Genomic DNA, 11,386 nt, shown 5'->3' on the forward strand with positions numbered 1-11,386 from the left:
TTATAATGCAAAATCCCTTTTGATTTTTTCCCAAATAGAGTTTGCATCCTCTTTGTTAAGTTCAGTTTGGTTGTAATCATACTTTGTCTTTCTGAAGTAAATTCGTAATTCCCGAAGAATAGAATCTTCGATATGGGTTCTATCGAAGAGTTCTGCTAGAAATTCGGAATCTGTTTTTCCTCGTAAGTCTCTTTCTAATTTTTGTGAGTATACTTCTTTTAGGTATTCGCTTATTTTGAATGCCAGCTCTTTTTCCGAAATTAGTTCCGATTGCAGATAGGTTTGTATATTATGGAGACGTTTGGTTGTTTCCTCCAATACTGGTTGTTTTTCCCAAATAGCATCCATTACCTTGGGTTTAGATTTCCAGTATATGTATATAGCATACAACAAATAAACATTGATTGCCGTAATCAAAAGGATAATGAATAAACGAAAGAAATACGGTCCCGAAAAATTCATAGGAGGTTCGATATCTTCAATATCAGCCTCAGAGCCAAGAAGTTGTGACTTAACTTTGATTGTGTTTGTGGATTTGATTAGTTCTTTATTTTTGATCCAGCTGACAGGTATTATGTAGCTTCCTGGTTTGAAGAATATTATGGATGCTTTTAGTTTTGTTTCTTCTTTTGCTATGTTAAATATTTTATAAGAAGGCATTGTATCATCTTCGTAGATATCTCCTTCCAATAAATCTAAATTGGATTCATCAGGTTCTGTCAGTTCTATTTGGTAATGGATGGTATCCCCTACATAAATATCAGTTTCTAAAACGATTTCCTTTGGCTGCGCAAATACAGAAACATAGGATATTAGAAATGTTGCGATGTACTTAGCCATTTTTTTTGATTTTGAATAGAGGTAAAATCTGAGTTGAAAGTTTTGTGTTTGGATTGATTTGCACTAAATTAACACCAAAGAATGCCTTCGCTGCTTTTAAATCTTTGGAATATGCACTTTCTGAACTACGGAAGCTGATTTTTTCTTCCGAGATTTCTCGGAACATTCGAAGCCAAAATGGATATTGTAGGATATCCAATTCGTCTTCTATCCAAATACCAATCGGCTCCCAAACTTTGAATGGTTTGTTTGATTTTGTATAGTTCGCGAACTGGTTAAAATCAGAGATCCAGTAACTGGTTGCAAATTTTGGATAAAGTCTAAATGCAAATTGATATGCTTCTGAATAGTTGGTTCCATCACCTTTGGTTTGTTTTGTGATGTTGGTAAATGTAAAAAAAACTTCGGTTTCAGTCCGTAACCATTTACCTGGAGATTTTTGATTGTCGGAAAAACTGATCAGTAGAACCCGATTCCCCATTTTTACATGGAATAATGATAAAAAAAGAGCCATTTGAAATGCAGTATTTTTTTTTAAACCACTGAGCGATTCACTTATATCGTAAAAGATAATTATCGAAGCGTCGCGCTCTTCATAGAATTCTTTTGTATGTAACTCACCAGTTCTCGATGTTACATTCCAATCAATATAACGTATGTCATCGCCGTAGTGATAATTTCTTACTTCTTTGAAATCAAGCCCCCTTCCACGTTCTGACATTGCCAAAAATCCTTGCCTTGTGGAAGAAAACTTCTTTTTTGTTTCCCATTGTAAAACTTGAAGTAAACGTTTTAACTCTGGAGATAACATTTAGGGGACTTCCGTTACAGATAGGATTCGTTTAATAATTGAATCTGTGCTGATATCCTCGCTAATTGCATCGATTGTTAGGTGGAGTCGATGTTTTACAATTTCCGAGAAAAAACGTTGAATATCTTCCGGGATCACAAAGTCACGCCCTTCTAACAATGCATTGATTCTGCTGACTTTTAGCATGGCAAGACTGGCTCTTGGGCTTACGCCATGGTGAATGAAATTTTTCAACTCATTATCGGTTGTGGTCTCTGGTCTTGTGTTTCTTGTAAGATTTACAATATAGTTTTGTAGTTTAGGTTCGATAAATACTCGGTTTGAAATTTCTGAAATTTTTTGGATGTCTTTTGGGTGGATGGTCTTTTTAGGTTTTTTCTTTATGAAGTCTAAGTTGCCATGTTGGTGTAAAATAGCCACTTCATCGTCAAAGGATGGATAGGTGACGGTAACTTTAAATAAAAATCGATCCAACTGTGCTTCTGGGAGAGGATAGGTCCCTTCTTGGTCGATTGGGTTCTGAGTTGCTATGACAAAAAATGGTGGTTCTAGGTCAAAAGTTTGATCGGCGATAGACACTTGTCTTTCTTCCATACATTGTAGTAAAGCTGATTGAACCTTCGCAGGTGCTCTATTGATTTCATCAGCTAACAAAACATTGGTGAAGATGGGGCCTTTTCGGATCTCAAAGGAAGATGTTTTGGGATTAAAAATATTTGTACCAGTCAGGTCTGCGGGTAACAGGTCTGGGGTGAACTGAACTCTTGAAAATTTAGCATCTATGATGGAAGCTAAATTTTTAGCAACGAGTGTTTTAGCAAGTCCAGGCATTCCTTCGAGTAATACATGCCCATTGGCAACGAGACCAACAAAAAGGGATTGGATCACATTGTCCATCCCTGAGATTGATTCGGATAACTCCGACCGAAGTAGTTTTACTTGGTCGGATATTTCTGTAATTTGTTCTTTATTTATTTGCATTGTGATGGAGTCATTTTTGGCATTGGTTTATCAATCATATAGTATTCTGTTTTGCCTCCAATGGTCCAACATCCCATCTTTCTTCCTTGAGGTTCCACAGGTCCTTTTCCTAACTCTCTTCCATCTTCTGAATATTCAGTGGCATCTTCAGTCGAACGAATCACCATTCTTTTTTTTCCAGATGGATAGAAGTAAGTATAGGGTATACTTGGTTTGTAATTGAGTTTAAGGTCTTGAGTTTCTTCGTCAATTTTTACGAGTGAAAAGAATAGCTTCCCTTCTCCAAGAATTTTTCCGGTATTGTCATATACTTTAGCAGATTCTAACATACTTTCGTTTGCCATATTACCTTGGTATCCGATCTGTCCATTTTTATAGTAGAACTTCCATTCTCCGGTTCTCGTATGTTTTCTAGGTCCAGTTCCAAATATTTTTCCGTCGGCATAATATTCTTTCCAAATTCCAGTTCTTTCATACTTAATGTCTAAGTTTTCTGAATTTTCTTTTTTGGAATAAGTTCCCTCTGCCAAAATGTTCCCTTTGGGTCCAAACATCTTCCATAAACCGGAACGAACGTCTGACACATAAGATCCTTGGGATTCCACTGCACCGTCTTTGTAATAATTAATTTCTTGTCCGTTCTTTAAACCATTGTTATAGGAAACTTTCGTTTTGATTCCATTTCCATCGGCTCCCACAAAATGGTAGTTCCATTCACCATCTTCTTCGTTGTCTTTAAAAGATCCCTTTTCGACCCACTCACCTTTGTTATTCTTTCGATAGTAAGGCCCATTCTTTTTATCATCCACATAAGTTGTTTCTGATGTCACATTTCCTTGTTTGTCGAAAGTCTTTGCAATTCCTTCTTTTTTCCCATCGACCCAAGGAGTTTCGGCAAGAAATTTTTGTGGGCTTTCAGGATCTGGTTTTTTCCAAATTCCTGTTTTTTTGCCATCTACATACTCCCCCACTTGGTCCAAAGTGGATTTGTATTTTGGATTTTCGGCAGTGGAGCCGGGTTGTTCGAACTGAATGTATTCTTCCCAGGCTCCCTGTTTCGGTAGTGATTTTATTTTAGCAGGAGCGAACTTTGCGACTTGATCTTCTGAACATCTGGCTCCGCCGCATTCCGCTTTTACTTCTCCAACAGCGCGAATTCCTCCAGAGTTTTTGAAACGTTCTGTCCTGATCCATTTTCCTTTGGAAAATTTAAGTTCAAACTCTTGGTCGCCTGACCCGTCTTTTATGGAGGCACCGGAACATTGGATGACCAGTGTTGTGATGAGTAAGTAAAGAAGTTTTGGTTTCATGTTTCTATCCTATCAAAGAGATGTGCGCGTTTCAATTTATTTACCGAAAGCAATTCATTCGCAATCGCTATTTTTCCTCCGGTTAGTTTATCCGAAAAAAAACGTGGAGGCAAAATATGAAAGGCACCCTCCCCTTTTACATAAAGAATTTCTCCATCGAGTGATGTGAGTTCACATTCCAAAAGCACTTTACGTTTTGCTTTTTTAATTGGCCATGCACGAATCAGTAATTCTTTTTCAACAGGTGTAGCTTTATGGAATTTGAAACTCATTGTATCTGTCATGACAATATAACCTAAATGAAAACATAGTCCTCCCATGGCTTCATCCAATACAGTCGAAAGAATTCCTCCATGCACAAAGCCGGGAGCTCCGTTATACATTTTTTTGAAACTATAAGTAAAATTTACCTCTCCGGTTTCATCATGAAAAGTGAAGTCCGCAACAAGTCCTAATGGGTTTTCTTTCCCACATCCAAAACATGTGTCGTGATGGATTTCATAGCCATGTTTGGAGGGATTTTCTATTGGTTGATTCATTCAATGTCCTTAATTTTTTATTTTTCTAAAAATTCTATAATGGCAGAGGAAACTTCTTCAGGAGAATCCATATGTAAATGATGGCCACCTGGCAAAATCACTTGCGTTAGGAATTTCACTGCATCTTTTCGATGTTTGTATTTTTCGGCGATAGGAAATCCCGATTTGTCGCCTAAGATTAGTAATGTTGGGCATTCGATTCGGTTACAAAATGAAACAATTTGTTCTTCTGTATAACGGAAAAAAGAATTATAATGAAGCCGTAAATCTCTTCTTGGTTTTAATCCTTTCGAAGTTTTTTCAATCCCTCGTTCCATTAGAATTTCTGCGGATTCTTTTTTCATATCGCCTGCACGCATTCGCACGCCGATAGCTGATTCCATGTCAGGGAAAAATGTTTCTTTTTTCCCTCTAGGGTGTAATATTTGTTTGATAGCCTCTGTAAGTATATCTGGTGCTGATTCCGAAAGATTAGTGAGAGGACCCAGTGATTCGATTAAAACGAGTTTTTTGATTTTTAAAAGATTGGTTCCTGCAACTAACGTTGAGACTGCGGCACCCATAGAATGTGCCATTAAAATAAAATCTTCTAACCCAAGTGCTTGTGCTATTGATACAACTTCAAGAGCGTATTCAGCAAAATAGTAAACTGTATTCTCAGGTTTGTGACTAGATTTTCCGTGCCCAGGGAAGTCGATAGAAATGAAACGGTATTCTGGGAAAAACATTGCTAGAGGTGCAAAACTATTGGCATTGTCTAACCAACCATGGAAGGCAAGGATAGGTATTCCCTGTGGATTCCCCCACTCAACCCCCTCTATGGAGTGGAATTTTGTGTGAATCGAAATCGGCAACATATACCTAAGGCTTTTCGATTCGTTCCCATTGTAAACATTTATCTTTTGGATTTAAGCTTGATTCTTTTTTCCTTTCTTTATGAAATTTGTTCATGGATCGTTTTCTTTTGTTTGCCCTATTGATTCTTCTTGGACCGCCCCTATTGGCAGAGTCCAAACCAAAAACTATATGCCAGAGTTTATCTGACTGCGAAACAAAAGCCGATGCCACTACGATCCATCGAAAAAAAATCACCTTATTAAGTTTTGGACTTACTGAATATTCAAAGGATTTCCCAGTTCAAAAATTAATCCCGTTCTATTTAAAACGTGTAAGGTCTATTATCCTTGAAGCCAATGGCGATACAGGTTACAAAGGAGAAGTGATTCTAAAAGTAAGTCACAAACCTGAATACAAACATTCTCAATTAATCAAAGCAGAAGATGACCTGCGTTTTCTTGAGTCCAACCATTCATATTTATCTAAAGAACAATCTTTGGAATTAGGGGAATTACAGAGTCTACTAGGCCAGTCGAAATGATCCGGACCTTATTGGTTTTATTTTTACTTTTTTCATCCTGCGCACAATTCTCTCGCGAAGACCAATTTCGAGAGGAGTGTGAAAAAACTAGAAATAGAAGTTATCTCTTTATGTTGCCTATTCTTGAAAGGCATACAGCTAGCGGAAACACTGAGCTAAATGCATCTGTATGGATTGTCAATGCAGAATTAGCTTATAAAAAATGTGTTTCCGAGTCTGAGAAAAATCGCTACAACTTAAGGTCGAATTGAAAGTTCATCCATTTCTTCTTGGATGAGCCTAGATCCCGCGCGGAATGTTAGATAACTCCACACCCAGCTAAGTAGAGTACTCACTTTGTTTTTGAACCCAACTTGATAAACAAGATGGACAAAGAGCCAGCCAAGCCATCCCAAAATTCCTTTCAAACGAATTTTACCAAATTCGGCAACAGCATCGGTTCTTCCAATAGTTGCCATGTTACCTTTATCAAAATAATGGAATGGAGAAATGGATTTCTTTTTTTCGATCGATTCAATATTTTTGGCAACGTATCTTCCTTGTTGCATGGCGACTGGAGATACTCCGGGCAGTGGCCTTGTGAGTCCCTTACTATAATTGGCTGCGTCTCCAATGACAAATACTTCTGGATATTCAATCGTCCGACAAAATTCATCTACGAAAATTCTATTCGCCTTATCCTTGTTAAGCGAAATATTTTTTGCTAACTCTGATCCTTCTACCCCTGCAGCCCAGATTACAGTTTTGGACTCAATAGTTCTATCTTTGAGTACAACACCGGTGTCTGTAATGTCTAAGACCGGGGAGTTCGTAAGGACTTCCACTCCTCTACTCTCTAATTTTTCTTTGGTAAAGGAACTGGACTTTTCACTAAAGGCTGTGAGCAACCTAGGCCCGGCTTCAATGAGTGTGACTTTTGTCATACCGGAATCAATATTACGAAAGTCCTTGCGAATGATATTGTGAGAAAGTTCTGCAATAGAGCCTGCAAGTTCCACTCCCGTTGGTCCTCCTCCAATAATTACATAGTGCATAAAACTTTTTGCTTTTTCGTAGTTACCTATTAACTCTGCCTGTTCAAAAGAAAGTAGAATCCTTCTCCTAATTGCCAAAGCATCTTTAAGGTTTTTTAACCCCAGTGTTTTCTCTTTCCAACTATGGTTCCCAAAATAACTAGTTTTTGCTCCAGTTGCGAGGATTAAGTAGTCGTAAGTTTCTGAGTTATTTTGGAATTTCACTTGGCGGTTTTTGAAATCGATTTCGGTGACATCACCTAAGAGGATTTTGACGTTTTTGTATTTTGTTGTAATGGATCTAGAGGGAATTGCAATGTCAGCAGGTGATAATACCGCAGTAGCCACTTGGTATAAAAGTGGTTGGAAGAGGTGGTGGTTTTTTTTATCAACAACAGTGATGTCAAACAACTTATGGTTTGCAAGAGTTTTGATTACCTGTAATCCACCAAACCCAGCTCCAATGATTAAAACTTTTTTCTTTATTTGAGACATTCATCTACTCCTAAAAAATTTAAAAAACCTAAAGAACAATCTTCCACAAGATCCTGAACGTTTTCAAATGCAGTTTCGTTTTTATAATATGGATCAGGTACAATGGGTGCACCTGCATCACTTCTAAATTTACCAAACAGGAATATCTTTTCTTGAATCTTTTTCTCATTAGTTAGACTAATAACATCTAGAAAATTGTTCTCATCCATAACCAACAAATAATCAAAATGAGCCAAATCTGTTTTCTTTAGTTTCCTGGACCTGTGAGTTAAGCGGATCCCTCTTTTTTCTGCTATTTTTCGAGTTCTTGGATCAGCCAAATCACCGTCATGATATCCAGAGGTCCCGCAGGAATCGATTTCAAATATATGTTCCAACTTTCTTTGGTTTACCAGGTTTTGAAAGGCACCTTCGGCGGCAGGAGATCGACAAATGTTGCCTAAGCAGATAAAAAGGACTTTGATTTTTTCTTTCATTTAATTAAGATAATATATATATTTTTTCCCAACTTCTTTGAGCCATTTCTCAGCAATTTTGTAATTAGGATTTTCTGATTCAACTATCTTCCAAAATCTTGAGGAGTGGTTGTGTTCGATAGTATGTGCGATTTCATGTAAGATAATGTATTCAATAATCGAATCTGGGCAATGAACCAAACTTAAATTCAAAGAAATTTGGTTTTTCGAATTACAACTCCCCCAGAGGGAACGCATCGTTTTGATTGAGACTTTCTCAACTTTAGTATTTAAGTTAATAGATGTTCTATTTACCAATGGTTTTATTTTTTCTAAAAGTAATTCCTTTAATGCCAGTTTCCCTTTCCGAATCCGAGATACTTCGTTGTTAACATTTGGGATCTGAAGGATTTCGGTATGGAAGTTATATTTTTTTTTCGGACTTAACTGGATGGTTGTTGGATTCCCAAAAATATGGGTTTTTTCTCCGTCTTCGAATTTTAATCTTTGAGGAATGTCTTTCGGCAGCTGTTTTAGTTTGGAGAGAATCCATTCTTTTTTATCAGATAAGAATTCTTCCAATTGTTTATTTGGAACTTTTGCTGGATGTTTTAATACTACCTTTCCATTCTGATATACTACTAACGAAATGTTTTTCCCCTTTGTAGTTTTTCTTTCGATTTTTAAATCTATCATTATATGTTCGTAAATTTTACTCTTCTGTCTTCGGTGTTACTTTTTCAGAGTTCTCTGGTTTTTGGTCCCAATCTAATTTATTAAGTACTCCGATTTCGATTGAATAGTCTTTTATATTGATATGTGATTTAAATCCGCTCACTAAATTGGAAGCAATGTCTTCACTTGTTAACCCTCCTTGTGATGTAAATCGACCTTCAGAAAAAAACCTTCTGTGGTTAACCCTCAAATAACTTAACCAACTTGGTCCCATTTTGTAGCCAATTTCTGCTTTAGATGCCCAACCTAAACCATAGTTTTCTGAGAAAAAGTTGATAGATCGTTGTACGTGGAAATCTCTAGTTTTGATTCGTCCAAAAGAAGGCATTAAGCTGAGATCTAGGTAAAAATCGCCAGCGGAGTAACGATACCCACCTCCACCAAAAAATTCCCAAAGATCGTTTGAAAAACTCAGACCGATTCCGATAGGACCGTAAAAAACAGGATTAGATTCTACAAATTGATTCACATCATAGAATAAATACTTGAAATAAGAATACCTGACGCCTGCAGATAGAAAAAAACCAGAGCCATCTGCCCAGTAGTTTGGATTTGCACTTTGGAAGTAATATCTTCCGTAGAATTCAGCTCTATTTTCGGAGACTGTTGATTTTCCTTTGCCGTCAGCGAAGTTTCGACTCCCAGCATAAACGGTTGCAGAGTCTCTATAACTCCATTCACGTGTTGCGATATTTGTCGTATTTTCTGTAGATATGGAACCAAGAAAAAAATCTTCATCACGGGCTTCGCCTGATTTTTGATGCCAACCTGTTGTTTTAAAGACACCACTTACTTCCCATCGATCTTTGGTGATGATACCTTGAATGCCGAATAACGGAAACGTTCTTGGGAATGAGATCCGCGAGCCTCCGCGAATTCCTGATAGGTTTGGATATTTGTTTCCAGTTTCAAATAGATACTCTCCACCAGACTTTTCAATTGTAGGCCCCCAAATTATTTCTGCGGAAACTGGAGTTTTGCTCAAGAGTAAAAATAAAAAGGCAAATTTGTATATTTTAGGCACCAACTTAGGATCTTTTTTACCCCTAAGTTGTAAATTCCTAAATTAAATCTTAGGGTAAGGTAATCTCTGGTTTTTGGTTTTTTCATTCGAGGAATATATGATTTTAGGGGTGAAATGATTTCACCCCTAAGAGACATAATTAAATTGACAGGTCGGACAGACTCACACAACATTTGGTAGGTTATGAGCAAAACGGATCCAACATTGACTGAAGAGGAAGCGGCAAAATTCGTTGGTTTAAACACTGGTGAGTTTTCTGAAAAGGTATCATCTTTAAAGGTACCTGGGTGGAAATCTGGTGAGTTTAAACAATCGGTTTTGCTAAAGTATTTTGAACCAACCCAAACAGATGGTTTTGATAGCCATGTTATTGCTGTATCAAATCAAAAAGGAGGGGAGGGGAAAACAACAATCAGTTTGTATCTAGCGGAAGCTCTCGCAGAAAGTCATAAAGTGTTGTTAATTGATTGGGATCCGCAAGCAAATGCGACTCAGTTGTTTCTGAAAGATGATGTCCCATCGGTGATGGATTATTTAGGTTACCGGGGGAAAAAAGCGCGGAATATTGAACCTGCGATCAAAACAATTGGAGAAAATTTTGATTTACTTCCTTCTACATTGGAACTTGCAAATTTAACTACTCCTTATGAAAGAGATGATTTTGAATTATTAAATGAAGCAATCCTTCCTCTACGTTCGAGGTATGAGTTCATAATTATAGATTGCCCTCCTTCTCTTGGCCTTATATTGGAAAATGCTTTGATCTGTGCCGACTACATACTTGTTCCGATTCAAACGAGAGCTTTTAGTTTGCAAGGAATTAGAGATTTATATGAAACTTTCCAGAAGATTCAAAGAAAGGCAAACCAAAGACTTAAATTGTTAGGTGCTGTTCTGAATCAATACGAGGGTCAAAAGGCTCTAGCTGGTTTGGCGGAAGGGGTGAAAAAATATTTTCCTGTTTTCGATACCGTTATCCAGAGGCGGGAGGCCATTCCTCAGGCTCAGGCAAAGATGTCTTTTTTAGCAAAAATTGATTTAGCCACAATGAAAAATTTCAGAGAACTTGCTGTAGAGGTTAAAAGTAAAATCAATGTCCAAAAAAACTGAGTTTCAAGCTTTAGATTTAATCTCTGCATACTCCGAAAAGAAAAAGAATCCTTCTCATTTGGAGCTTAGCCAGATTTTTCCAAACCCCACTCAACCTCGCTTAATTGGTCGTGATGATACAATGGACTTGGTGCCTTCAATGGAGAGGTTAGGACTCATAGAACCAATTTTAGTCCGGAAAGATAAAGGAAAATATCTGATTGTAGCTGGCGAACGTCGTTATCGTGCAGCACTCAAACTGGGTTGGAAAGAAATCCCCGCAATTATCACTGATGCGAATGAAGATGTTTGTTATGAAATGTCTCTTGCGGAGAACGAAAAAAGGAAAAACTTGAATCCTTGGGAAGTAGGTAAAGCAATTCAGTTCCTTCGAAAAGAAAAAAGGAAAACGGCAGAAGAAGTTTCCGAATTGTTGGGTTACAGCGGAAGGTATGTAAAACAACTTAGTAGTATCGCTAGGTTGGATCAAAAATCTGTAATGGAACTAATGATCAGTGGAAAACCACTTTCAGTAAAGAACCTTGAAGAATTACTAAAACGTAAGGAAAACAGAGGGGGTGAAATGATTTCACCCCGAGTTGGAGCTGGAATCAGCCGTATTAGTATCAATGTAAGTAAACTTAGTGGGAAAGTGAAAGATAACTTTTTGAAAGAATTAAGTTCACTTAAAAAGAAATACGGAATCAACGAGTAGA

Annotated in this window: 13 protein-coding genes; 3 read left to right on the forward strand and 10 right to left on the reverse strand. The window is 37.3% G+C overall.

Going from position 1 to position 11,386, the window contains the following annotated elements; all coding sequences use genetic code 11:
* Genes LEP1GSC199_RS19940 through LEP1GSC199_RS19965 form a run of 6 tightly spaced genes read right to left on the reverse strand, consistent with a single transcriptional unit; the run spans position 1 to position 5,338 of the window.
* Entirely contained in the window at positions 1–840 is an 840-nt protein-coding gene (locus tag LEP1GSC199_RS19940; protein WP_002991597.1) for an LB_053 family protein, read from the reverse strand.
* A complete protein-coding gene (locus LEP1GSC199_RS19945; protein ID WP_002991617.1) occupies positions 833–1,651 on the reverse strand; it encodes a DUF58 domain-containing protein in 819 nt (272 codons plus the stop codon). The genes LEP1GSC199_RS19940 and LEP1GSC199_RS19945 overlap by 8 nt, the downstream gene beginning before the upstream one ends.
* A complete protein-coding gene (locus tag LEP1GSC199_RS19950; RefSeq protein ID WP_002991636.1) occupies positions 1,652–2,632 on the reverse strand; it encodes an AAA family ATPase in 981 nt (326 codons plus the stop codon). It lies immediately after the preceding gene.
* On the reverse strand, positions 2,623–3,942 hold the full coding sequence (locus LEP1GSC199_RS19955; protein ID WP_002991577.1) for an LIC20035 family adhesin: 1,320 nt from the start codon (positions 3,940–3,942) through the stop codon (positions 2,623–2,625). The genes LEP1GSC199_RS19950 and LEP1GSC199_RS19955 overlap by 10 nt, the downstream gene beginning before the upstream one ends.
* Positions 3,939–4,481, reverse strand: coding sequence for a PaaI family thioesterase (locus tag LEP1GSC199_RS19960; RefSeq protein WP_002991511.1), 543 nt, complete (start codon positions 4,479–4,481; stop codon positions 3,939–3,941). The genes LEP1GSC199_RS19955 and LEP1GSC199_RS19960 overlap by 4 nt, the downstream gene beginning before the upstream one ends.
* 17 nt (positions 4,482–4,498) lie before the next feature.
* Positions 4,499–5,338, reverse strand: coding sequence for an alpha/beta fold hydrolase (locus tag LEP1GSC199_RS19965; protein ID WP_039927582.1), 840 nt, complete (start codon positions 5,336–5,338; stop codon positions 4,499–4,501).
* A 92-nt stretch (positions 5,339–5,430) separates the two neighbouring features.
* Here LEP1GSC199_RS19965 and LEP1GSC199_RS19970 point away from each other — a divergent pair, with 92 nt between their 5' ends.
* On the forward strand, positions 5,431–5,859 hold the full coding sequence (locus tag LEP1GSC199_RS19970) for a hypothetical protein (RefSeq protein WP_039927583.1): 429 nt from the start codon (positions 5,431–5,433) through the stop codon (positions 5,857–5,859).
* A 236-nt stretch (positions 5,860–6,095) separates the two neighbouring features.
* Here the strand turns inward: LEP1GSC199_RS19970 and LEP1GSC199_RS19980 are convergent, their stop codons facing one another.
* From LEP1GSC199_RS19980 to LEP1GSC199_RS19995, 4 genes are read right to left on the reverse strand one after another with little or no spacing between them, the layout of a single operon-like run.
* Complete coding sequence (locus tag LEP1GSC199_RS19980) at positions 6,096–7,367, reverse strand: NAD(P)/FAD-dependent oxidoreductase (RefSeq protein WP_002991531.1); 1,272 nt, start codon at positions 7,365–7,367, stop codon at positions 6,096–6,098.
* Positions 7,355–7,843: a low molecular weight protein-tyrosine-phosphatase gene (locus tag LEP1GSC199_RS19985; RefSeq protein WP_002991644.1), complete on the reverse strand. Its 489-nt coding sequence runs from the start codon at positions 7,841–7,843 to the stop codon at positions 7,355–7,357. Before LEP1GSC199_RS19985 ends, LEP1GSC199_RS19980 begins: the two co-directional genes overlap by 13 nt.
* Positions 7,844–8,518: a M48 family metallopeptidase gene (locus tag LEP1GSC199_RS19990; RefSeq protein ID WP_002991654.1), complete on the reverse strand. Its 675-nt coding sequence runs from the start codon at positions 8,516–8,518 to the stop codon at positions 7,844–7,846.
* A gap of 16 nt (positions 8,519–8,534) precedes the next feature.
* A complete protein-coding gene (locus LEP1GSC199_RS19995; protein ID WP_232420864.1) occupies positions 8,535–9,581 on the reverse strand; it encodes a putative porin in 1,047 nt (348 codons plus the stop codon).
* Positions 9,582–9,764: 183 nt separating this feature from the next.
* Here LEP1GSC199_RS19995 and LEP1GSC199_RS20000 point away from each other — a divergent pair, with 183 nt between their 5' ends.
* Together LEP1GSC199_RS20000 and LEP1GSC199_RS20005 are read left to right on the forward strand one after the other, a co-directional pair.
* A complete protein-coding gene (locus LEP1GSC199_RS20000) occupies positions 9,765–10,691 on the forward strand; it encodes a ParA family protein (protein WP_002991554.1) in 927 nt (308 codons plus the stop codon).
* Entirely contained in the window at positions 10,675–11,385 is a 711-nt protein-coding gene (locus LEP1GSC199_RS20005; protein ID WP_002991569.1) for a ParB/RepB/Spo0J family partition protein, read from the forward strand. The genes LEP1GSC199_RS20000 and LEP1GSC199_RS20005 overlap by 17 nt, the downstream gene beginning before the upstream one ends.
* Position 11,386: the final 1 nt, after the last annotated feature.

The organism is Leptospira vanthielii serovar Holland str. Waz Holland = ATCC 700522, assembly GCF_000332455.1.
Taxonomy (GTDB): domain Bacteria; phylum Spirochaetota; class Leptospiria; order Leptospirales; family Leptospiraceae; genus Leptospira_A; species Leptospira_A vanthielii.

Bases quoted from the DNA above. Each gene is read 5' to 3' on its own strand.
- LEP1GSC199_RS19940 (WP_002991597.1), bottom strand. From the start codon at position 840: ATGGCTAAGTACATCGCAACATTTCTAATATCCTATGTTTCTGTATTT.
- LEP1GSC199_RS19945 (WP_002991617.1), bottom strand. From the start codon at position 1,651: ATGTTATCTCCAGAGTTAAAACGTTTACTTCAAGTTTTACAATGGGAA.
- LEP1GSC199_RS19950 (WP_002991636.1), bottom strand. From the start codon at position 2,632: ATGCAAATAAATAAAGAACAAATTACAGAAATATCCGACCAAGTAAAA.
- LEP1GSC199_RS19955 (WP_002991577.1), bottom strand. From the start codon at position 3,942: ATGAAACCAAAACTTCTTTACTTACTCATCACAACACTGGTCATCCAA.
- LEP1GSC199_RS19960 (WP_002991511.1), bottom strand. From the start codon at position 4,481: ATGAATCAACCAATAGAAAATCCCTCCAAACATGGCTATGAAATCCAT.
- LEP1GSC199_RS19965 (WP_039927582.1), bottom strand. From the start codon at position 5,338: ATGTTGCCGATTTCGATTCACACAAAATTCCACTCCATAGAGGGGGTT.
- LEP1GSC199_RS19970 (WP_039927583.1), top strand. From the start codon at position 5,431: ATGGATCGTTTTCTTTTGTTTGCCCTATTGATTCTTCTTGGACCGCCC.
- LEP1GSC199_RS19980 (WP_002991531.1), bottom strand. From the start codon at position 7,367: ATGTCTCAAATAAAGAAAAAAGTTTTAATCATTGGAGCTGGGTTTGGT.
- LEP1GSC199_RS19985 (WP_002991644.1), bottom strand. From the start codon at position 7,843: ATGAAAGAAAAAATCAAAGTCCTTTTTATCTGCTTAGGCAACATTTGT.
- LEP1GSC199_RS19990 (WP_002991654.1), bottom strand. From the start codon at position 8,518: ATGATAGATTTAAAAATCGAAAGAAAAACTACAAAGGGGAAAAACATT.
- LEP1GSC199_RS20000 (WP_002991554.1), top strand. From the start codon at position 9,765: ATGAGCAAAACGGATCCAACATTGACTGAAGAGGAAGCGGCAAAATTC.
- LEP1GSC199_RS20005 (WP_002991569.1), top strand. From the start codon at position 10,675: ATGTCCAAAAAAACTGAGTTTCAAGCTTTAGATTTAATCTCTGCATAC.